The organism is Bradyrhizobium sp. 21, from assembly GCF_023073335.1.
Taxonomy (GTDB): Bacteria; Pseudomonadota; Alphaproteobacteria; order Rhizobiales; family Xanthobacteraceae; genus Bradyrhizobium.
In genome coordinates this window covers 530,505-552,486 of record NZ_JADPJG010000032.1, presented here as the reverse complement: position 1 = coordinate 552,486, position 21,982 = coordinate 530,505, and the positions used below count along the sequence as shown (strand labels likewise).

At 65.0% G+C, this 21,982-nt stretch carries 20 protein-coding genes; 13 read left to right on the top strand and 7 right to left on the bottom strand.

What is annotated here, in order from left to right:
* Positions 1–6 precede the first annotated feature (6 nt).
* Together IVB31_RS27820 and IVB31_RS27815 are read left to right on the top strand one after the other, a co-directional pair.
* Positions 7–1,488 carry a carboxylesterase family protein gene (locus tag IVB31_RS27820; RefSeq protein ID WP_247330393.1) on the top strand — a complete coding sequence of 494 codons (1,482 nt, stop codon included), beginning with the start codon at positions 7–9 and terminating at the stop codon, positions 1,486–1,488.
* A 24-nt stretch (positions 1,489–1,512) separates the two neighbouring features.
* The gene (locus tag IVB31_RS27815; protein WP_247330388.1) at positions 1,513–3,177 is read left to right on the top strand and encodes a carboxylesterase family protein; all 1,665 of its coding nucleotides are present in this window, start codon (positions 1,513–1,515) and stop codon (positions 3,175–3,177) included.
* Positions 3,178–3,216: 39 nt separating this feature from the next.
* Here IVB31_RS27815 and IVB31_RS33585 read toward each other — a convergent pair whose 3' ends face one another.
* Positions 3,217–3,342 carry a hypothetical protein gene (locus tag IVB31_RS33585; protein ID WP_256464356.1) on the bottom strand — a complete coding sequence of 42 codons (126 nt, stop codon included), beginning with the start codon at positions 3,340–3,342 and terminating at the stop codon, positions 3,217–3,219.
* A gap of 71 nt (positions 3,343–3,413) precedes the next feature.
* Here IVB31_RS33585 and IVB31_RS27810 point away from each other — a divergent pair, with 71 nt between their 5' ends.
* From IVB31_RS27810 to IVB31_RS27775, 8 genes are all read left to right on the top strand, one after another.
* The gene (locus IVB31_RS27810) at positions 3,414–4,331 is read left to right on the top strand and encodes an NAD(P)-dependent oxidoreductase (protein WP_247330608.1); all 918 of its coding nucleotides are present in this window, start codon (positions 3,414–3,416) and stop codon (positions 4,329–4,331) included.
* Between the two features lie 147 nt (positions 4,332–4,478).
* Entirely contained in the window at positions 4,479–6,140 is a 1,662-nt protein-coding gene (locus IVB31_RS27805) for a thiamine pyrophosphate-binding protein (RefSeq protein ID WP_247330385.1), read from the top strand.
* Between the two features lie 3 nt (positions 6,141–6,143).
* On the top strand, positions 6,144–7,409 hold the full coding sequence (locus IVB31_RS27800; protein WP_247330378.1) for an FAD-binding oxidoreductase: 1,266 nt from the start codon (positions 6,144–6,146) through the stop codon (positions 7,407–7,409).
* A 9-nt stretch (positions 7,410–7,418) separates the two neighbouring features.
* On the top strand, positions 7,419–8,162 hold the full coding sequence (locus tag IVB31_RS27795; protein ID WP_247330369.1) for an aspartate/glutamate racemase family protein: 744 nt from the start codon (positions 7,419–7,421) through the stop codon (positions 8,160–8,162).
* Positions 8,163–8,179: 17 nt separating this feature from the next.
* Complete coding sequence (locus tag IVB31_RS27790) at positions 8,180–8,884, top strand: GntR family transcriptional regulator (RefSeq protein ID WP_247330366.1); 705 nt, start codon at positions 8,180–8,182, stop codon at positions 8,882–8,884.
* A gap of 163 nt (positions 8,885–9,047) precedes the next feature.
* A complete protein-coding gene (locus IVB31_RS27785; protein WP_247330361.1) occupies positions 9,048–9,590 on the top strand; it encodes a thiamine pyrophosphate-binding protein in 543 nt (180 codons plus the stop codon).
* Positions 9,591–9,595: 5 nt separating this feature from the next.
* Positions 9,596–10,180: a thiamine pyrophosphate-dependent enzyme gene (locus IVB31_RS27780; protein WP_247330359.1), complete on the top strand. Its 585-nt coding sequence runs from the start codon at positions 9,596–9,598 to the stop codon at positions 10,178–10,180.
* Positions 10,181–10,238: 58 nt separating this feature from the next.
* A complete protein-coding gene (locus tag IVB31_RS27775) occupies positions 10,239–11,018 on the top strand; it encodes an SDR family oxidoreductase (RefSeq protein WP_247330356.1) in 780 nt (259 codons plus the stop codon).
* 153 nt (positions 11,019–11,171) lie between these two features.
* Here the strand turns inward: IVB31_RS27775 and IVB31_RS27770 are convergent, their stop codons facing one another.
* Genes IVB31_RS27770 through IVB31_RS27760 form a run of 3 tightly spaced genes read right to left on the bottom strand, consistent with a single transcriptional unit; the run spans position 11,172 to position 14,956 of the window.
* Positions 11,172–11,966, bottom strand: a complete 795-nt coding sequence (locus tag IVB31_RS27770) for an IclR family transcriptional regulator (RefSeq protein WP_247330354.1) — start codon at positions 11,964–11,966, stop codon at positions 11,172–11,174.
* A 19-nt stretch (positions 11,967–11,985) separates the two neighbouring features.
* Positions 11,986–13,719: an FAD-dependent oxidoreductase gene (locus IVB31_RS27765; RefSeq protein WP_247330351.1), complete on the bottom strand. Its 1,734-nt coding sequence runs from the start codon at positions 13,717–13,719 to the stop codon at positions 11,986–11,988.
* A 7-nt stretch (positions 13,720–13,726) separates the two neighbouring features.
* Positions 13,727–14,956, bottom strand: coding sequence for an ABC transporter substrate-binding protein (locus IVB31_RS27760; protein ID WP_247330347.1), 1,230 nt, complete (start codon positions 14,954–14,956; stop codon positions 13,727–13,729).
* A gap of 357 nt (positions 14,957–15,313) precedes the next feature.
* On the opposite strand from IVB31_RS27760, the gene IVB31_RS27755 reads away from it, so the two are divergent.
* Positions 15,314–16,615 carry an MFS transporter gene (locus IVB31_RS27755; RefSeq protein WP_247330344.1) on the top strand — a complete coding sequence of 434 codons (1,302 nt, stop codon included), beginning with the start codon at positions 15,314–15,316 and terminating at the stop codon, positions 16,613–16,615.
* A 184-nt stretch (positions 16,616–16,799) separates the two neighbouring features.
* Entirely contained in the window at positions 16,800–17,591 is a 792-nt protein-coding gene (locus IVB31_RS27750; RefSeq protein ID WP_247330342.1) for a fumarylacetoacetate hydrolase family protein, read from the top strand.
* 57 nt (positions 17,592–17,648) lie between these two features.
* Here the strand turns inward: IVB31_RS27750 and IVB31_RS27745 are convergent, their stop codons facing one another.
* Both IVB31_RS27745 and IVB31_RS27740 read right to left on the bottom strand, forming a co-directional pair.
* Positions 17,649–18,500 carry a CoA ester lyase gene (locus IVB31_RS27745; RefSeq protein ID WP_247330339.1) on the bottom strand — a complete coding sequence of 284 codons (852 nt, stop codon included), beginning with the start codon at positions 18,498–18,500 and terminating at the stop codon, positions 17,649–17,651.
* On the bottom strand, positions 18,500–19,003 hold the full coding sequence (locus IVB31_RS27740; protein ID WP_346730897.1) for a MaoC family dehydratase: 504 nt from the start codon (positions 19,001–19,003) through the stop codon (positions 18,500–18,502). Before IVB31_RS27740 ends, IVB31_RS27745 begins: the two co-directional genes overlap by 1 nt.
* 180 nt (positions 19,004–19,183) lie before the next feature.
* Between IVB31_RS27740 and IVB31_RS27735 the strand changes: the two genes are divergently transcribed.
* The gene (locus IVB31_RS27735) at positions 19,184–20,350 is read left to right on the top strand and encodes an acyl-CoA dehydrogenase family protein (protein WP_247330606.1); all 1,167 of its coding nucleotides are present in this window, start codon (positions 19,184–19,186) and stop codon (positions 20,348–20,350) included.
* An 18-nt stretch (positions 20,351–20,368) separates the two neighbouring features.
* On the opposite strand, the gene IVB31_RS27730 is transcribed toward IVB31_RS27735, so the two are convergent.
* Positions 20,369–21,967, bottom strand: a complete 1,599-nt coding sequence (locus IVB31_RS27730; RefSeq protein ID WP_247330335.1) for an AMP-binding protein — start codon at positions 21,965–21,967, stop codon at positions 20,369–20,371.
* Between the last annotated feature and the right edge of the window lie 15 nt (positions 21,968–21,982).

Below are 21,982 nucleotides of genomic sequence, written 5' to 3'. Positions count from 1 at the left end.
GATCGCATGCTGACCCACGCAGTTCCGACCACGAGCGGGCCGATTCTCGGCGCCGAGCAGGGGGCCGTACGCGCCTTCAAGGGCGTGCCGTTCGCGATCGCGCGGCGCTTTGCCAAGGCCACACCGCCACCTGCGTGGGCGGAGCCGCGCCAATGCACGGACTACGGCGCCTTTGCGCCGCAGCCCGGCCATCTCGATCATGCGGACGAGGCAGCCTGTCTCAGCCTGAACATCTGGGCGCCGGCAGGTGCCGATCGCCCGCTGCCGGTGCTGTTCTTCATCCATGGCGGCGCCTTCGTCACCGGCGGCGGCGCCGATTATGACGGCGGCTTCCTCGCCCCGCACGGCCCGGCCGTGATCGTCACCATCAACTACCGGCTCGGCCCGCTCGGCTTCCTGCAACTGCATCGTCACGGCCTTGACGAGGCCAACAACCTCGCGCTCCAGGATGCGCTCGCCGCGCTCGACTGGGTGCGCGCCAACATCGCAAGCTTCGGCGGCGATCCGGACGCGATCACCTTGTCCGGCCAGTCGGCGGGCGCCTCCATGGTGATTGCGCTCGCAACCCTGCCGCAGACCAGAGGCAAGTTCATCCGCGCCCTTGCGCTCAGCGCGCCTGGACGAAACATCATGAGCCCTGATCATGCGGACGACGTTGCGCGCCGCGTTCTCGACGAGCTCGAATTTTCGCGCGATCCGACGGCGATCGCATCGGTGTCGTTGCCAAAACTCTTCGCCGCCGTCGAGCGCGTCGGCCGCAGGCTCGCGGACGAGGCCGCCTCAGGCACTGTGTTCGGCCCGGTGCTCGACGGCTCTGTGATCCCGCGCGAGCCGCGCGAGGTCTTTGCCGACGGCAGCTTGCGCGACATCCCGCTCTGGCTCGGCTCCTGCCGCGACGAGATGGCGATGTTCCTGAAAAGCACGCCGCCGGCCGCGATGATCCGCACCACCGAGCGACAGATACGTGCGGCCTTCGGCGATGCCGGCTGGGGGCACCTGCTGTCCTGCTACCGCGCCACCGCGCGCGTCGACGAAGATCCGTACGAAGCGCTGCTGTCGGATGCGTTCTGGCATCGCCCGATGGCCGATGTCGCGCGGTTTCACGCCGCAGCGGGCGGCGAGGTGTGGCTGAGCCGGTTCGACCATCGTCCTGCGCTGGAGCCGTTCCTCTCGCAAGGCCCGACCCATGGTGCGGATAACGCCTGCCTCTGGGCGCACCTGCCCGACTTCATCGATCGCCCGATCCTGAAGCGCAAGGGCGGCCCGATGACGGCTACCGATATCGACGTCGCGGCGCGGTTTCAGGCCAATGTGCTGCGCTTCGTCACGACCGGCATGCCGGATATCGCGGAAGCCTGGCCGAGCTTCGAGCCGGGCAAGGAGCCTCTCGCAATCTTCGGTCAGCCGTTCCACATAGTGCCGCTCAACGACGGCGCGCGCTTCCGGATGTGGGCGGAACTGACCGTCCGTCCCGAAGCGGTCGCCTGACAAGAAAAGCAAAGGGGAGATCAAATGAGCGTTTCAGATAGCGGGCGCGCGCTCGCGCGCACGATTCTTGCGATGGCTTCAATTCTCTCCTTGCTGGCGGTCGTGCCGTCGGCGGCGCAGATCGTCGCGACGCCAATTCCCGAAGATCCCGTCAGCATCGATAGCGGTGCGATCTCCGGCAAGGTGCTCGCGTCGGGCGTGAAGGCCTATTTCGGTATCCCCTATGCCGCACCCCCGCTCGGAGACTTGCGCTGGCGCGAACCGCAGAAGGTCGAGGCCTGGAACGGCGTCTATCACGCCGATCGGCTGGCACCGGAGTGTATCCAGGTGCTGCGCCGGCACAATCTCAATCATTATTTCGGCGAGGAAGCGACGAGCGAGAATTGCCTCACTCTGAACATCTGGGCGAGCCGGGATGCGAAATCGGGCGCAAAGCTGCCGGTGGTGGTCTGGATCTACGGCGGCGGCTTCACGCTCGGCTCCAGCGGCATGGCGATGTACGACGGCGAGAATGTCGCGAAGAAAGGCACGATCTTCGTCAGCTTCAACTACCGCGTCGGCATCCTGGGCAACCTCGCCCATCCCGAACTGACCGCGGAATCGCCGCACCATGCCTCCGGCAATTACGGCTTGATGGACCAGATCGCGGCCTTGCAATGGGTCAAGCGCAACATCGCAACGTTTGGCGGCGATCCCGACAACGTCACCATCACCGGGCAGTCCGCGGGCGCGATGTCGGTGTCGGCGTTAGAGGCAAGTCCGCTGGCGAAGGGCCTGTTCAATCGCGGTTTTGCGATGAGTCTCAGCATGTTCGACAGCCGCTTCAAATTCCCGGCGCTGCCGGCCGCCGAGAAGGTCGGTCTCGAGGTGCAGACGGCGCTCGGCGCGTCCTCGCTGGCCGAGATGCGGCTGATCCAGGCCGACAAGATCTTGGCGATCCAGAAAGACTGCCAGCTCGGCTGTGCCGGCACGATCGCCGTCACGCCGGATATCGACGGCTACGTCCTGCCCGACACCGTGCCGAACATTTTTGCGACGGGCAAACAGAACGATGTCGCGACGGTCGCGGGTTTCACCAGCGACGAAAGTTCGAATGATCTGCGCACCGCAGGAACGCTCGAAGCCTATGTCGCCGCCGCGCGAAAACTCTATGGCGACCAGGCCGAGCGCTTCCTCGCGCTCTATCCGGCGAAGACCGACGAAGAGGCCAAGGCGATGGGCCTGCTCGCCGCGCGCGAGGGGTTGGTCGAAGCGGGCACGCGCAACTGGGCCATGGCGCAGGCGAAGACCGGCAAGGCGCCGTTCTACATGTACATGTATTCGCGCGTGCACCCCTTCGCGAAGGACGTCCAGTTCTTCGATAGTCCGCAGAAGATCGGCGCCTATCACACCTCCGACGTGCCTTATTGGTTCGGCACGCAGGATGCCTTCAACAAGATCCGCGTCACGCGGCTCTGGACCGAGTTCGACCGCGCCTTGTCCGATCGCATGATGGATACGCTGGTCGCATTCGCGAGGACCGGAAATCCGGCGACGGCGGCGACGCCATGGCCGCAATGGAATCAGGGCGCGCAAAACTATGTCGAGTTCGGCGACGAATCCGGTGTTCGCGAGGAGAGCCGCGCGCGTCTGGATTTCCACACACCGGCAAACGTCACGCCTTCGACGCCGCGCGTCTCGCGTGATTGAGCCTGTCTTAAGGCTCGCCGCGTAGTCAGAGCCCGGAGGTCAGAACTGGATCTCGGGACGGATATCGTCTGCGCTGAGACCGACGGCCTCAAAACCCTTCAGCATCCCGCCGCCGCAGGTCTGGCCCAGCGAGCGGTTTGTAGTCGGCCCAAGTGCTGAGGGCATCTGGACTATTTCTGTATTCAGATATAAATGCAATACGGTATTTCTGCAATCCGGACATGAAAGACGAGCCTGTGCGCGCCCTCTTCGTCGACGCCAACGATACGCTTGCTGCGGTCACCGAGAAGCTGCTGCGCTCCCAGGACCTGCCGGTCGGCATCAACCGCAATCCCTCCATCAAGCCCGACGATTTGCCCGGCCTGCTCGATGGTGTCGAGATCATGATCGTCGACCACACCGCGGTGCCGACCGCGATCGCCGGGAAGTGCACGACCTTGAAGCACGTGGTCTTCCTCGGTACCGGCGCGCGCAGCTACATGAATTCGGAAGAACTTGGCCAAGCCGGCATCTCCGTTCACACCATCAAGGGCTATGGCGACACCGCGGTGGCCGAATGCGCGATCGCGCTGATGTGGGCTTCTGCAAAGAGCTTCGGCGAGATGGATCGCGGCATGCGCGAGGGCAATTGGCTGCGCCGCGATGCGATGCAGCTCACCGGCAAGACGCTCGGCCTGATCGGCTTTGGCGGCATCGCCGCGGAAGCCGCCCGCATGGCGACGGGCTGCGGCATGAAGGTGATCGCCTGGAACAGGTCGCCGAAGACCCATCCCGGCGTCGAGTTCGTGTCGCTGGAGAAGTTGCTCGCCGACAGCCACGTCGTCTCGCTGCATCTGCTGCTCAACGACGAGACCAAGGGATTCCTGTCGTGCGAGCGTATCGCGCAGATGCGCCCTGGCAGCATCCTGATCAATACCGCGCGCGGCGCGGTCGTCGATGAGGATGCGATGCTGGATGCACTGCGCTCCGGCCATATCGCGCATGCCGGCCTCGACGTCTTCACCGTCGAGCCGCTGCCGCCAGGGCATCCGCTGACGAAATTGCCGAACGTGACGCTGTCCGCGCATTCGGCGTTCCGCACGCCGGAGGCGAGCGACAATCTCGTTGGTGCGGCGCTCGATCATTGCGCCCGCATCATCGCGAATGGCCGGTAGTGCAAACAGCAGGGACGGGCATGACGCCTGCGCAGGGTGCGAGAGGCCTTTCGATCTTGCGCGCCCTGGCGGCCTGTCCTACGCCAGCTCCGAACAACATTTGGGCGAAGCCGTGAAGCGCATCGCCAGAGCCTTGAGGGAGCCGTCATGACCATTCGCAACACCCGCACCGGGGGCCAGATCCTGATTGATCAGCTGGTCGCGCAAGGCGTCGAGCGCGTCACCTGCGTGCCGGGCGAGAGCTATCTCGCGGCGCTCGATGCGCTGCATGACAGCCCGATCGACGTCATGATCTGTCGCGCCGAAGGCGGTGCTGCGATGATGGCGGAAGCCTATGGCAAGCTCACCGGCCGGCCCGGAATCTGCTTCGTGACCCGCGGCCCCGGCGCCACCAACGCCAGCCATGGCGTCCACATCGCGATGCAGGATTCGACGCCGATGATCCTGTTCGTCGGCCAGGTCGACACCGGCATGCGCGAGCGCGAGGCGTTCCAGGAGCTCGACTACAAGGCGGTGTTCGGCACCATGGCGAAATGGGCGGTCGAGATCGACCGTCCCGATCGCATTCCGGAGCTGGTCGCGCGCGCCTTCCGCGTCGCCATGCAGGGCCGCCCCGGTCCCGTGGTGATCTCGCTGCCAGAGAATATGCTGACCGAGACCGCCGCCGTTGCGGACGCCATGCGCATCGAGCCGGCGGTGAGCTGGCCGTCGCCCGCCGACATCGAGCGCGTTGGTGCGATGCTCGCGAGCGCCAAGGCCCCGCTGGTCATTCTCGGCGGCTCGCGCTGGACCGACGAGGGCACCAAAAGCATCGCGCGCTTCGCCGAACGCTTCGACCTGCCGGTCGCGACCTCCTTCCGTCGGGCGTCGCTGATCGACGCCGATCACTCGCACTATGCCGGCGATCTCGGCATCGGACCGAGCCCGGGCCTGAAAGCGCGCATCGACGGCGCCGATGTCATCCTGTTGATCGGCGGCCGCATGTCGGAAATGCCGTCATCGTCCTACACGCTGTTCGATATTCCGACCCCGCAGCAGAAGCTGATCCATGTGCACCCGGGTTCGGAAGAACTCGGCCGCATCTATCAGCCCGAGCTTGCGATTCAGGCGACGCCCGCCGCGTTCGCCGCCGCCGTCGAGACGCTGAGACCTTCGGCCGCGCCGGCCTGGAAGGGTGAGGCGGCGAAAGCGCATGCCGATTATCTGGCCTGGACCGAGAAAGCACGCGAGCTGCCGGGCAAATTCCAGTACGGCCAGGTCATGACCTGGCTGCGCGATCGTCTGCCGAAGGATGCCATCGTCTGCAACGGCGCCGGCAATTATGCCGGCTGGATCCATCGCCATCACCGCTTCCACAGCTTTGCCTCCCAGCTCGCGCCGACCTCGGGCTCGATGGGCTATGGCGTGCCGGCGGCGGTGCTCGCGAAACGGCAATATCCGGATCGCACCGTCATCGCCTTCGCCGGCGACGGCTGCTTCCTGATGAACGGCCAGGAATTCGCAACCGCCGTGCAATACGATGCACCGCTCGTCGTCATCGTCGTCGACAATGCGCAATACGGCACCATCCGCATGCACCAGGAGCGCGACTATCCCGGTCGCGTCGTCGGCACCCAGCTCAAGAACCCGGATTTCGCGATGTACGCGAAAGCGTTCGGCGGCCATGGCGAGCGCGTCGAGCGTACCGAAGAGTTCGCGCCGGCCTTCGAGCGTGCGCTGGCCTCGGGCAAGCCGTCGATCCTCCACTGCATCATCGATCCGCGCGCGATGTCGGTCGGCAAGGACTTCGCCCCGGCGGTGAAGGCTTAAGCGATGTCGCAGCGCCGCCACGTCGCCATCATCGGTGCCGGCGCGGTTGGCGTGATCAGCGCCATCGAGGCGCTGCGCGAGGGCCATCGTGTCACGCTGATCGACGCTGGCGAGCCCGGTGGCGAACAGGCGGCGAGCTACGGCAATGCCGGCTGGCTGTCGTCGCATTCGGTGATCCCGCCGGCCGAGCCCGGCGTCTGGAAGAAGGTGCCGGGCTATCTCCTGGACCCGCTCGGGCCGCTCGCGATCCGCTGGTCTTATCTGCCGAAGGCCTTGCCCTGGCTGATCAAGTATCTGCTCTCGGGCTGGACCGAGGCGCGGGTCGAGAAGACGGCCTTCGCGCTGCGCGACCTCCTGAAGGACGCGCCGCTGCTGCACAGGAAGCTCGCGGAGGAGGCGGGCGTCCCTGAATTGGTCGAACGCAACGGCGTGATGCATGTCTTCCCGTCGCGCGGCAATTTCGACAACGATCTCGGCTGGCGCCTGCGCAAGCGCGTCGGTGTCGAATGGCTGGAGCTGAACGCGGACGAGATGCGCCAGCGCGAGCCGGATCTGCATCCGCGCTACACGTTTGGCGTGGTGGTGGAGGAGGCCGGTCGCTGCCGCGATCCCGGCGCTTATGTCGCAGCACTCGCCAATCATGCGGTCGCTAACGGCGCCAAGCTCGTGCGCGCGAAGGCGACGGGCCTCAAGCTCTCCGGCAACAAGCTCCTCGCCGTGCTTACCGAGACCGGCGAGATTCCCTGCGATGCCGCGGTGGTCGCCGCCGGCGCGCATTCCAAGCGGTTGACTGCATCGATCGGCGATCCGCTGCCGCTCGAGACCGAGCGCGGCTATCACGTCATGATCGAGAATCCGGAAACCGGTCCCCGCAGCTCGATGATGGCGTCGGATGCGAAGATGGTGGTGAACTGGACCGACAAGGGCCTGCGTGCCGCCGGCACGGTCGAGATCGCCGGCCTTGAGGCCGCGCCGAACTGGAGGCGCGCCGAGATCCTGCGAAATCATCTCCTCAGCATGTTCCCGAAACTGCCGAAGGACATTCCGGCCTCGCGCATCAAGACCTGGTTCGGCCATCGGCCGAGCATGCCGGACGGACGTCCCTGCATCGGCTACGCGCGGGCTTCGCGCGACATCGTCTACGCCTTCGGCCACGGCCATGTCGGCCTGGTCGGCTCGGCCCGCACGGGGCGTCTCGTCGCGCAGCTCCTGAGCGGCAAGGAGCCGGAGATCCCGCTCGCGCCGTTCGCACCGAATCGCTTCCTCTGAGATCGCATCATGACCACTCCAGCCAACTCATCTTCCCGCATCGCCCGTGGCGGCAAGGCCATCTATGGCGCGCCGCTCGGCATTTTGATGCTGGAGGCGCGCTTTCCCCGCATTCCCGGCGACATGGGCAACGGCACGACCTGGCCGTTTCCCGTGCTCTATCGCGTGGTGAGCGGGGCGTCGCCGGAGAAGGTGGTGCTGAAGGGCGCGGCCGGCCTGCTGCCTGATTTCATCGATGCGGCGAAGGATCTGGTGCGGCTCGGGGCCGAAGCCATCACCACCAATTGCGGCTTCCTCTCGCTGTTCCAGAAGGAGATCGCAGCCGCCGTCGGCGTTCCCGTTGCGACCTCGTCGCTGATGCAGGTGCCGTGGGTGCAGGCGACCTTGCCGCCGGGCAAGCGCGTCGGTCTCGTCACGGTGTCGGGCTCGACCCTGACGCCGGGACATCTCGAAGGCGCCGGTGTGCCGCTCGATACGCCGCTGGTCGGCACGGAACACGGCAAGGAGTTCTTCCGCGTCCTGATCAAGGCCGAGAAGGACGACATGGACATCGCGCAAGCCGAGCGTGACGTGGTGGAGGCGGGCAAGGAACTCGTTGCCAGGAATCCGGACGTCGGCGCCATCGTGCTCGAATGCACCAACATGCCGCCTTACGCGGCCGCGCTTCAGGCCGAGGTTGGATTGCCCGTCTATGATATCTATTCCATGATTACGTGGTTTCATGCCGGATTGCGGCCGCGCCGGTTTGGTTAGAGGTCGAGAAGCTGCCTATGAACAAGCACTTGGAACTCCCCTCCGATAGTATCGTCGATCGCGTCTACGAACAGCTCAAGGCGATGGCCGTGAGCTATGAGTTCAAGCCGGGCGAACGGCTCAACGAGGGAGAACTGGCAAAACGTCTCGGCGTCAGCCGCACGCCGCTGCGCGAGGCGCTCAACCGCCTCAACACGGAAGGCTTTCTGCGCTTCACGCCGGGCAAGGGCTTCTTTTGCCGCGAGCTCGACGCCCACGAGATCTTCGATCTCTACGAGCTGCGCAAGTCGATCGAGGTCGCCTCGGTCCGCCTCGCCGTCAAGCGCGGCAAGGACGAGGACATCGATGCGCTCCTGAAATTCCTCGAAGCCACCGGCCCCGATCCCGGCGAGCGTTCCTCGGTGGAGCTCGTCGAGCTCGACGAGACCTTCCACGAGCGGCTGATGGCGTTGTCGAACAATGCCGAGATGCTGCGCGTCTTGCGCAACGTCAACGCCCGGATTCGTTTCGTTCGCTGGATCGACATGGACAGCATCAACCGCTCCAACACGCAAGCCGAGCATCGTGCCGTGGTCGAAGGCCTGAAGGCCCGCGATGAAGAGGCTTGCGTGTCGGTGCTGGAGAAGCACATCGACCGCCGCCTCGACCGCATCACCTCCGCGATCAAGGAAGGCTACGCGCAGATCTACATGCCGGCGACGGCGAGGTCGGCGGCGAATTGAGGCTCTCTCCACCTCTCCCCGCAAGCGGGCGAGGGAGCAGAGGCACCGCCGCTGCCGTGAAAAGGCAGCTATACAATCCCTCGATATCTGATCGTGCCAGACGGTCAGAGCTTTCGCCGACGAGCATCGATAGGGTGCCGGTCGAATGTCACGGAGACACGCGGTGCACAGCCCTCAACCTGATCTCGAAGCGCGAACCAGCGACGATTGGCCCGCGGAGCTTTATCGTATCCTCAAGGCAGCCGACGTGCGGCAGATGTCTTATGTGCCGGATGCCGGCCACAGCCAGCTGATCCGCCTGCTCTCGGCGGACCGCGACGTCACCACCAACGTGTTGACGACCGAGGAAGAGGGCATCGCCATCGCCGCGGGCGCCTGGCTCGGTGGCCAGCGCAGCGTGCTTCTGATGCAGTCGAGCGGGGTCGGCAATTGCATCAACATGCTGTCGCTGTCCGCGATCGGACGGTTCCCACTGCTGATGCTGGTGACAATGCGCGGCGAATGGGCGGAGTTCAATCCCTGGCAGGTGCCGATGAGCCGGGCCACGCAGCCCTCGCTCGAAGCGATCGGCCTGAAGGTGATGCGCGCGGAGACGGCAGACGATCTGGTCGAAACGGTCGAATCGGCCGCGGCGCTCGCCTACGAATCCGATCAGCAGATCGCGGTTCTGATCGGGCAGCGCCTGATCGGCAAGAAGAAATGGTGACGCCAATGCAAGCTCAACTCGATCGTCGCGCCGCTGTTGCCGCGCTCCTGAAGAACCGTAAGGACACGCTCGTCGTCTCCGGCCTCGGCTCTCCCACCTACGATCTGCATTCGGTGGGTGACCACGACGGCAATTTCTATCTCTGGGGCGCGATGGGCGGCGCCGCGTTGATCGGGCTCGGGCTGGCACAGGCTCAACCGGGGAAACGCGTCCTGGCTTTGACCGGCGACGGCGAACAGCTCATGGGCCTCGGCGGCATCGCCACCATTGGCGTCGCGCGCCCGCATAATCTCGACATCGTCGTGATCGACAACCAGCATTTTGGCGAGACCGGAATGCAGGCAAGCCACACCGGGCGCGGCGTCGATCTTACCGCGATCGCGGCTGCTTGCGGCTTTATCGCAACCGGAATGCTGCGGACGATCGCCGAGGTGGAACGCCTCGCGGCGCAGCTTGCCGAGCCGGGCGAGGGGCCGCGCCTGTTCGTCATCAAGGTTCTGGCTGAAAATCCGCCGCGCTCGCTGCCGTCGCGCGATGCCGTCTTTATCAAGAACCGGTTCCGTGCTCATCTCGGATTTGCGGCGGGCTGATCCGGGGTTCTCATCCGGCAACAGCCTGCTGCCCCAGCAGCTATTCTGGAGTGAGACCATGAAACTATCCGGCAAGGTCGCGGTCATCACCGGCGCGGCGCGCGGCATCGGCAAGGCCTGCGCGAAACGATTCCTGGACGACGGCGTCAAGGTCGTCATTTCGGATGTCGATGCCGATGGCCTGGCCGCAACGGCCGCCGAGCTCGGGCGTCCCGACGCCTTGCGCGCCGTCGTCGGCAATGTCGCCAAGCGCGCTGAGGTGGATCAGCTCGTCGCGACCGCCGCCAAGGAATTCAGTCGGCTCGACATCATGGTCAACAATGCCGGTGTCGCCCGCAACCAGGACATTCTGGAGATATCCGAGCAGGATTTCGACGATGTCATCGCCATCAATCTGAAGGGTGCATTCTTCGGCGTGCAGGCGGCGGCGAAGCAGATGATCACGCAAGGCGGCGGCGGGGTCATCATCAACATGTCCTCGGTGAACGCGCTGCTGGCGATCCCAACGCTTGCGACCTACGCCATCTCCAAGGGCGGCATGAAGCAGCTCACCTCGGTCGCTGCGGTCGCGCTTGCCCCGCACAACATTCGTGTGGTGGCCGTCGGACCCGGCACGATCCTGACCGACATGGTGGCATCCGCGATCTACACGTCCGAGGATGCGCGCAAGGGCGTGCTGTCGCGTACGCCGATCGGCCGCGGCGGCGAGCCGAGCGAGGTCGCCTCCGTCGTGGCGTTCCTCGCCAGCGACGATGCGTCCTACATCACCGGACAGACGATCTATCCGGATGGCGGCCGGCTGATCCTGAACTATACGGTGCCGGTGAAGGAGAAGTAGGGGGCGCGGTCGCCGCGAATTCGGTGTCATCGCCCGGCTTTGACCGGGCGATCCAGTACTCCGTGAGAGCAGTGATAGAGCCGATAAGCCTCGGCGTACTGGATGCCCGCCTTCGCGGGCATGACGGCGGTGCTTATGTTGGGCTGCGAAGCCTCACTCCGCCGCGACCGTCATGCCGTGGCCAAGCCGCTTCGAGATACCCCCCGCGCATTCGCGCAGCGCATGGGCGATCGGGCTGTCCCAGCGGGCATCAAAAGTGCCTTCCGGCCCCATCGCGGTGATGACCAGTGCGACATGGCCGGCATGGTCGAAAACGGGCGCGGAGAAGGCGTTGACGCCGGGCAGGGGATCGCCGAGTGCGCGGGCGAGGCCGTGCTTGCGGACCTCGGCGAGCATGTCGGCGACCTTCGCGCCCTTCACCGCGCGCTTCGGATTGTAACCGACGCCTTGGCGGTCGAGGCCGCTTTCGAGCGCGGCATTGACGGTCTTCTCCGGCAGGAAGGCCGCAAAGGCCCGGCCCGTGGCCGTCTCCAGCAGCGCCATCACCGAGCCGGCGCGCATCACGATGTGGACGGGCTGGCCGGGCTCTTCGAGCTGCACCACGGTCGGGCCGTGCGTGCCCCAGACCGCCAGCGAGACCGCATGTCCGATCTGACTTGCGAGCGCCGCGATCTTCGGTCCTGCAAGGCGCACGCCGGAGAGGCGGCGCAGGCTGATCAGGCCGAGCTCCAGCGCCAGCGCCCCGATCTCGTAGCGGCCGGTGGTCTCATCCTGCTCGATCAGCCCGATACGCGAGAAGCTGGCGAGATAGGGATGCGCCTTGGCCGGCGCCATGCCGGCCTCGCGCGCGAGATCGCGCAGCATCATCGGCTCGCCGCATCGCGCGAGCGCGCGGAGCAATTCTCCGCCGACCTCGATCGACTGGATGCCGCGGCTCTCTCTCTTCATGCGCCTCCTGGCGAGTGGCTTACGCCGCGTCGCGCTTGGCGGCGCGGTCGGCGAGATGACGGCCGGCAATGTAGCCGAAGGTCAGTGCCGGCCCAAGCGTGATGCCGGCACCGGGATAATTGCCGCCCATGATGCTCGCCATGTCGTTGCCGGCAGCGTAGAGCCCGGGAATCACCCGGCCTTCGGCGTCGAGCGCCCGTGCGTTCTCGTCGGTGACAATACCGGCATAGGTGCCGAGATCCCCGATCACCATCTTGATGGCGTAGAACGGACCATTTTCCAACGGCGCCACGCAGGGGTTGGGGCCGTGCAGCGCGTCGCCCTGGTAGCGGTTATAGGCCTTTGAGCCCTTGCCGAAGGCGGCATCGTGGCCTTGCGGCGCAGTGGCGTTGAATTGCGCCACGGTCTCGGCAAAGGCCTTGGCATCGATGCCGGCCTTTGCCGCAAGCGCCTCCAGCGTATCGCCGCGCATGAGATAGCCGGTGTCGAGGTGATGACCCAGCGGCATCGGGAACGGCGGCACGCAGCCGAGGCCGTATTTCCGGAGCGTCTCGTGATCGCAGACGAGGAAGGCCGCGATCTCCTCGCCGGGTCTGGCCGCCTTGACCATGGCCTGGACGAAGTCGTGATAGGAATTGCCCTCATTGGCAAAACGCTTGCCGTCGCGCATCACCGCGATCACGCCGGGCTTGGCGCGGTCGATGAAATGCGGCATCACGCCCTTTGACCCGTCCTTGCGCGTGGTCAGCGACACCGGCACCCAGGCGGCCGCATTCGGCAGCCGCTCCTCGACGTGTCCGCCGGCGCCTTCAGCAAGGCGCAAGCCGTCGCCGGTGTTGCCGGTCGGTCCCGGCGAATGATGCTCGTTGCCGGTGGGCGCGTGCGGAAACATCTTCTTGCGCCGTTCCACGTCGTGCGGAAAGCCGCCGCAGGCGAGCACCACGCCCTGGCGCGCACGGACACGCACCTCGCGGCCCTCGCGCGCGACGATCGCGCCGGTGACGGCGCCGTTTTCGACCGTCAGCTCGCGCACCGGCGAGGACAGCCACATCGGAATCTTCAGATCCTGCGCCGATTTTGCGAGGCGCCCGGCGAGCGCATTGCCGTTGGTCAAGGTCATGCCGCGGCCGTAGCGCAGCACGTCCATCAGATGGCGCGACAGGCGCTTGGCGACGTAGACCGCCGAAGTCAGTGACTTCGTCGCACGCATGAAATGGACGATGTCCTTGCCCGATCCGAGCATCATGCCGAACACGGTGAGCTCGGGCAGGGGCGCGCCGAGCATTTTGATCTGGTCGCCGAGCTCGCGGCCGTCGAACGGGCGCGCGACCATGGAGCGGCCACCCTGGGTACCGCCGGGCGCTTCGGCATGATAGTCGGGAAACACCAGCGGCATGTCGAAGCGCAGCGCGGTCTTTGACGTGAAGAAATCGACCGCCTCCGGACCCGCGCTCAGGAATGCATCGACCCGCGCGGCGTCAAAATTGTTGCCGGCCTCGTGCCGCAGGTAAGTGCGGGCCTGGTCCGGCGTCTCGGCGATGCCGTAGGCCTTCGCCAGCGAGGTGCCGGGAATCCAGAGCCAGCCGCCGGAGCGGGCGGTGGTGCCGCCGAAGCGCGGCTCCTTCTCCACGATCAGCACGTCGAGCCCGCGATAGCGTGCGGTGATCGCGGCCGACATGCCGGAGGCGCCCGATCCGGCCACGAGTACATCGCACTCGTAGGTCTCCATTGCGTTGCGCGCGTTGCCGGTCATGTGGGCCTCACTTCTTGAGCAGCGGACATTTGGACTCGGAGACCGGGCGGAAGGCGTCCTCGCCCTTCACGGTCTTGATGATCTCAAGATAATCCCAGGGTTCCTTGGACTGTGCGGGCGACTTCACCTTCGCCAGATACATGTCGCGGATGACGCGGCCGTCCTCCCGCAGCTTGCCGCCATGGACGAACATATCCTCGATCGGCAGCTCGCGCATCTTGGCCATCACCTTGGCAGGATCGTCGGTGCCGGCGGCCCTGATGCCCTTCAGGTAATGCAGCACCGAGCCGTAGACGCCGGTCTGGATCATGGTCGGCATCACCTTGGTGCGCTCGTAGAACTTCTTCGACCAGGCGCGGGTCGCCTCGTCCATGTTCCAATACGACGCCGTGGTCATGTAGGTGCCCTGCGCGGCCTTGAGCCCGACCGCGTGCACGTCGGTGTCGAACATCAACAGGCCGACGAGCTTCTGGCCGCCCTGCACCAGGCCAAACTCACCCGACTGCTTGATCGCGTTGTCGGTATCCTGGCCGGCATTGGCGAAGGCGACGACGTCGGCCTTCGAGCTCTGCGCCTGGAGCGCGAAGGAGGAGAAGTCGGCCGTATTGGTCGGGTGCTTCACGCCGCCCAAAACCTTGCCGCCCATCTCGTTGATGAAGCGCGTGGCGTCCTTCTCGAGCTGCTGGCCGAAGGCGTAATCGGCGGTGATGAAGTACCAGGATTTTCCGCCCTCCTTGATGACGGCGGAGGCCGTCACCTTGGACAGCGCGTAGGTGTCGTAGGTGAAGTGCACGGTGTTCGGGCTGCACAGCTCATCGGTCAGCGAGCTCGCGCCGGGGCCGGAGAGCAAGGCGATCTTGTTGCGCTCGCGCACCATGTTGTGCACGGCGATGGCGATGCCGGAATTGGGGATGTCGACGACGGCGTCGACCTTGCCGTTGTCGAACCAGCCGCGCACGATCTGCACGCCGACGTCGGTCTTCATCTGGTGGTCGGCGCTGATGATCTCGATCGGCTTGCCGAGCACGGTGGGCCCGAATTCTTCCACCGCCATCTTCGCGGCCTCGACCGAGCCCGGCCCGCTGTTGTCGCGGCCCCAGCTCGACAGATCCGTCAGCACGCCGATCCGCACCGCGTCGTCGGAGACTTGCGCATTCGCGACTGTGGTCATGGCGGCCGAAGTCATGGCAGCCGCAGTCATGGCAGCGAGCATGGCGCAGGCCAAAAACCCTCTCATCGTCATTTCCTCTCTTTTATTGGCCGCTTGGTACGGCTGGTTGTTCTGGGGGTAAGTTAGATATTAGCGAATAAGTTTGTCAATGGCGAATTGATCTCTGGATGGGTTCCGCTTGGCGGGTGGGGACGACAGGGGCCGCTGCTTCAGCACCCGTCATTGCGAGCGCAGCGAAGCAATCCAGACTTTCTCGGCGGAGGCAGTCTGGATTGCTTCGTCGCAAGGGCTCCTCGCAATGGCGGGGGTTGAAGCAGAGGCGCGCGAAATTGGGTGCGGTTATCCTGTGAGAGCCAACACCCCCGCAGGTTGCAACCGTAAGCGCGATTGGCCATGATGCCGCCTGGAATCTTGGGGCATGGCATGACGGCAGCAACGGGGGTCTCCGCATCAGTGGAGAGATCGACGACGGCGCATGTGGTGTGGGCGAGCGCGCTCGGCACCGCGATCGAGTGGTACGATTTCCTGATCTACGGCACCGCTGCGGCGCTCGTGTTCAACAAGCTGTTCTTCCCCAGCTTCGATCCTTTCGTCGGGACGCTGGCGGCGTTCTCGACCTATGCGGTCGGCTTCGTCGCGCGGCCGATCGGCGGCGCGATCATCGGGCATTATGGCGACCGGCTCGGCCGCAAGACAATGCTGGTCGCGACCATGATCGCGATGGGGCTCGGCACCTTCCTGATCGGCTGCCTGCCGACCTACAGCCAGATCGGCGTCTGGGCGCCGATCTTCCTCGTCATCCTGCGCTTCATCCAGGGCATCGGGCTCGGTGGCGAATGGAGCGGCGCGGTGGTCATGGTGGCCGAGCACGCCGGCAATCGCCGCGGCCTCTATGGCAGCCTGGTGCAGATCGGCTTTCCCGTCGGCGTTGCGGCGTCGACCGGCATCTTCGGCCTGATGACGAAGCTGCCGGAGGCGGATTTCCTGAGCTGGGGCTGGCGCGTGCCGTTCCTGATCAGCATCCTGCTCGTCGGCGTCGGCTTCATCGTGCGGCTGAAACTCGCGGAGACGCCGCACTTCAAGGAGGTGGTCGAGCGCAAGGAGGTGCTGGCGCAGCCGGTGATGGAAGTGCTCCGCCGCGACTGGCGCAGTTTTTTGCTGGCGATCGGCATCACGGTGTCGGAGGTCGGGCTCGCCTATCTTCTCACCGTCTTCACCGTGGTCTATGCCACGACAAAGCTCGGACTGCCGCGCCAAGTGATCCTGGATGCGGTGGTCTGCGCCGCAATCGTCGAGTTCGCGACGCTGCCGCTCGCCGGCTGGCTGTCCGATATTTTTGGCAGGAAGGCCCTGTATCTCGCCGGCGGCGTGTTCTCGGTGGCGCTAGCGTTTCCGCTATTCTGGTTCCTCGACACCAGGGAGCCGACGCTGATCACGCTGGCTCTCGTCGTCACGATGACGCTGACGCACGCACTGCTGTTCGGGCCGAAGGCGGCGTTCATGCCGGAACTGTTCCGCACCCAGGTGCGCTACAGCGGCGCGTCATTAGGGGCCAATGTCGCAGCCGCGCTCAGCGGCGGCTTCTCGCCGTTGATTGCGACCGCGCTGCTCGCTTGGGCTGGATCGTATTCGGCCGTGTCGGTCTACATCATCGCGCTCTCGATCATCACGATCATCGCAACGCTGATGGCACCGGAGACGGCGCGCGAAACGCTGAAATCCTGAGATGAGTCGCCGACCCCGGGGACGATTATCGTCTCTCCAGATGGTCGCGTTGGGTCGCCGGACGGCACGGTCTCATCAATAAGACGATGCCACGCTCGTCCAGCGTTCATGGCATACTGAATATCGACTATCACCCGGAGCGGCGCACATGAACGCGGCCCAACGAAGCCAAAGGGAGCACAAAATGAAAAAGACGACGCGCAGGGACTTGCTCGTGACTGCTGCGACGGCCACCGTAGCTTCCATCGCCGACAGTGCGCCGGCCGCCGCACAGGCCGGGCCGAAGCCGATCTTCCCGGTACCGATGGTCGCGATCCCGATCGTCGGCGAGACCCAAGTGTTCCAGGTCCGCCGCATCTATTGCATCGGGCGCAACTATGCAGCGCACGCGATCGAGCGTGGCTCGGACCCGAACCGTGAGCCGCCGTTCTTCTTCCAGAAGCCAACGGACGCGATCCAGAATGTCGCGGTTGGCGAGGTCGCCGATCATCCCTATCCCTCGCTGACCAAGAACTATCATCACGAGGTCGAGCTGGTTGCCGCGCTGAAATCAGGCGGCTCCAACATCCCGGCTGACAAGGCGCTCGAGCATGTCTACGGCTACGCGCTCGGCCTCGACATGACCCGGCGCGATCTCCAAAACGGCATGGCCGCGGAGAAGAAGCCGTGGGAGATCGGCAAGAGCTTTGACCACGCCGCGGTGATCGGCCCGATCCACCCCGTGAGCAAGACCGGCCATTTCGAGAAGGGCGCGATTTCGCTGGCGATCAACGGCACCGTGAAGCAGAGCTCGGATCTCGGCAAGATGATCTGGAGCGTGGCCGAGCAGATCGCAAAGCTCTCGGAAGCGTTCGAGCTGAAGGCCGGCGACATCATCTATTCCGGCACGCCGGAGAATGTCGGCCCCGTGGTGAAGGGCGACGTGCTGCTCTGCAAGCTCGAGGGCCTGCCGGACATGTCGATCAAGATCGTGTAGCATTCTCCAGGACGTTTGCGGCTTGGCGAACGATCATGGCGCGGCTCGCATCCTGCTCTAGGGCTGGCCGAGGATCTTCTTCGCGGCGCGAAGATGCGGCTTGTCGATCATCTGGCCGTCGAGACGCAGCGTGCCGGAGTTCGGATTACTCGCGAACGCCGCGATCACCTTCTCCGCCCAGCTACGCTCGGCATCGGTTGGCGCGAATGCCGCATTGACGACATCGACATGTTTTGGATGGATCAGGGCCTTCGCCGAAAAACCGTCGCGCCGCGCGGCGCGCGTCTCCTGTTCCAGCCCCGTGAGATTGTCGATGTCGGTGTAGACGGTGTCGATCGGTGCGACTTCGGCGGCGGCCGCCGCCATCAGGCACAGATCCCGCGCCAGACGATAGGGGCTGTGGAACACGCCGCCCGAGGATTTCTCGGTTGCGCCGAGCGAAGCCGAGAGATCTTCCGCGCCCCACATCAGGCCGGCGAGGCGAGGAGAGCAGCCCTTGTAGCTGCCGAGCCCGAAGATCGATCCCGCGGTTTCGGTGGCAACGCAGACGATGCGGGTCGATCCGACCGTCGTGCCGGCTGCGGCTTCCAAAGCTTCGAGCCAGGTCGCGACCTGCCGGACATCGTCACCGCCTAGCGATTTCGGCAGCACGACACCGTCGGGCTTGCCCGGCATGACTGCGGCGAGATCGGCGAGGGTCATGCCGGTGTCGAGCGCGTTGACGCGGACATAGAGCTGGTGCGGCTTGCTGCGGCCCTTCAGCATCGCCAGCGTGAGACCTCGCGCCTCTTCCTTCTTCTCGGTGACGACGGAATCCTCGAGATCGATGATCAGTGCGTCGGCGCTGCCTTCGCTCGCCTTCTCGAATTTGCGCGGGGAATCGCCCGGCACGAACAGCATCGAACGCATCAGACTGGCCTCTTGTGCATCATCGCCATGCGGCGGCATTTTCCGACGATCTCGTCGTTCTGGTTAAGAGCGTGGTGCTCGAACTCGACGATGCCCGCTTTCGGGCGCGATTTGGATTCTCGCAACGAAAGCACCTTCGTCGTCGCCCGCAGCGTGTCGCCATGGAAGACCGGCTTTGGAAAAGTGACGTCGGTCATGCCGAGATTGGCGACGGTGGTGCCCATGGTCGTATCATAGACTGTCATGCCGATCATGATGCCGAGGGTGTAAAGGCTGTTGAAAATGCGCTGGCCAAACTCGGTCTGGGCGGAGAAATGCGCGTCGATATGCAGCGGCTGCGGATTGAGCGTCAGCAGGCTGAACATGGTGTTGTCCATCTCCGTGACGGTCCGGGTCAGCGGATGCCTGAACTCCTGGCCCACGGAAAAGTCTTCGTAATAAAGTCCGGCCATCGCGGTTTCCTCCCTGCGAAATAACGGCGCGCTCGCACCTTCGCGCCGCATGACCCTATGCATGGTACACGCACTTGCCAGCCAAATTCACGTATCTGTACTCGGTTTTTCGCGTTAAACAACGCAAGCGAGGGCACGTCCGGGCGCAGCAATCGGCCACGGCCCTTGCATCGGGAACGCGACGAGAAGGGAGAATGCGTGGTCGCGGCTCCCAAGCAGGAGATCAAGAACATGGATTTCGCGCTCACCGACCAGCAGGAAGCCATTCGCGACGCCATCGCCAAGATCTGCGAAGGCTTTCCCGATGCCTACTGGCTTAAGAAGGACCACGACGGCGGCTTCCCGCACGACTTCCACAAGGCGCTGGCTGACGCCGGCTGGCTCGGCATCTGCGTGCCGGAAGCCTATGGCGGCTCGGGGCTCGGCATCACCGAAGCCGCGATCATGATGCGCACGATAGCGGAATCCGGCGCCGGCATGTCCGGCGCCTCCGCGGTGCACATCAACGTGTTCGGCCTCAACCCCGTCGTCGTGTTCGGCACCGAGGAGCAGCGCAAGCGCATGCTGCCGCCGATGGTCGAAGGCCGCGAGAAGGCGTGCTTCGCCGTCACCGAGCCTAACACCGGGCTCAACACCACGCAGCTCAAGACCCGTGCGGTCGCCAAGAACGACCGCTACATCGTCAACGGCCAGAAGGTGTGGATCTCCACCGCGCAGGTCGCGCACAAGATTTTGCTGTTGGCGCGCACCACGCCGCTGGAGGAGGTGCGCTCCCCAACGCACGGTTTGAGCCTGTTCTATACCGACTTCGACCGCAAAAAGATCAAGGTCCACGAGATCGAGAAGATGGGCCGCAAGAGCGTTGATTCCAACGAGCTGTTCTTCGAGGACTTTGAAATTCCGATGGAGGACCGGATCGGCGAAGAGGGCAAGGGTTTCCAGTACATCCTCGAAGGCATGAACCCGGAGCGGATTCTGATCGCGGCGGAAGCGGTGGGTCTCGGCAAGGTCGCGCTGTCGCGCGCAAGCGAATATGCCAAGACGCGAATTGTCTTCAACCGGCCGATCGGCAAGAACCAGGGTATCCAGCATCCGCTGGCCGTGAACTGGGTCGAGCTCGAGGCGGCCTGGCTGATGGTGATGTCGGCGGCCTGGCAATATGACAAAGGCTTGCCCTGCGGCGCCGCTGCCAATGCCGCAAAATATCTTGCCGGCGAGGCCGGATACCATGCCTGCGAGCAATCGGTGATGACCCATGGCGGTTTCGGCTATGCCAAGGAGTTTCACGTCGAGCGCTATTTGCGCGAAAGTCTGGTCCCGCGCATCGCGCCGGTCAGCCCGCAGCTTGCGCTCAGCTTCATCGCGGAAAAGGTGCTGGGCCTCGCCAAGTCGTACTAAGCCGGTTGCTCCGAAGGCCTATTCGGCTGCGATCCGGTCCATTGCCATGGCCCGAAGCCGGGCGCGCTGGATCTTGACGCCGTTGGCACTGTCGGTGACGGGGAAGGCGTCCACGACATAGATCCGTGCTGGCACCTTGTAGCCGGCGAGCCGCTCGCGCAGGCGGGCAGTCAGCGTCTCCTGCTGCGGCGGCTCTGTTTGAGGCCCTTGGGCCGCGATCACGAAGGCAACGCAGCGTGCCTGTCCCTTCAGGTCGATTGCAACCACCTGGGCGTCGGCCACGCCAGCGCACGATTTCAGCTCGTCCTCGATCTCGCCGGGCGCAACCAGGAAGCCGCCGAGCCGCATCGCATCACCCGCGCGGGTTTCGTAAACGAACGAGCCGTCGCCGCGGAGCCGGCCGATGTCGCCGGTGCGGAAGAAACCGTCGGCCGTGACCGCATCGCGTGTTGCCTCGGGATTGTTGAAATAGCCGAGGAAGCGCGACGGTGCGCTGATCTCGATCTCGCCGGAGACGCCTTGGGCCGCAAGCTCACCTGTCTCCATGTCGCGCACGCGGACCGTTGCGTCGGGTGACATCGGCCAGCCGCCGCCCTCGATGCGATCGGCGAAGACATCACTGGAGCGAGCGATCGAGAACAGGGCCTGCACCTCGCTCGAACCGTAGAGGCCGAACAGCGGCATGCCGCGCGCCTCGGCCTCCGCGGCGAGCTGGCGCCAGCCCGGCTGGAACGCGGCAAAGCCACAGATTTCGAGACGTGGAAACGGACGCCGCGCCTCGGTGAGGGCGAGGATACGGCGGAACATCTCGTCCGAGCCAAAGGCGTGCGTGATCCCGCACTCGCCGAGAGTCCTCAGCGCCGGTGCCGCCTCGAAGGCGTCGAGCACATGGACGGTCGCGCCCGCCGCGATGAAGCCGAGCAGGCTCGTCATGCCAAAGGTGCCGCAGAACGGCAGCATGGCCAGCAAGGAATGGCGTCGCGGCGAGAGTTTTAGCGCTTTGGCGACGGAGGCGGCGTGCGTGGCCAGCGTCCGCTGCGAATGCGCGACCAGTTTTGGCCCTTTGGTCGTGCCTGATGTCGTGTAGAGCAGCACCGGCAGGTCGAAATCGTTTTGCGGCGGCGGAGCCGGCGGACAGGGCCTGTCGAAGGCATCGAAACGCACGCATGGCCATGAGCCGGGAATTGGGCTGGGAATCTCATCCGCACCCACAAATGCAAGCCGTTGAAGCGCGGGCACGTCGGCCTTGGCAACGTCGGCAAGAATAGCGGCAAAGTCGATCGAGCGGAACGCGGCCTCGACCACCATCAGCCTGGCACCGGACAGCTTGAGGAGATGCGCGACCTCCGCGCTGCGGTAGCGGGTGTTGACAGCGGCGACGATTGCCCCGAGCCGGGCGGCGGCAAACAGCAGCGCGATCCATTCGATCCGGTTGACCAGCCAGACCGCGACCACATCGCCCTTGCCGATGCCCTGCGCGGCAAGCCAGGCGGCGGTCTGCTCGACCCTTTCTGAAAATTCCGCGCGCGAGACTGGCGCGCCCTCGAACACGAAGGCGGGATCGGCGGCTTGCTCGGTGCCGATCAGCGATTGCAGCGAAAATGCGTTGGCGCTCATGGCAACCGGACTAAC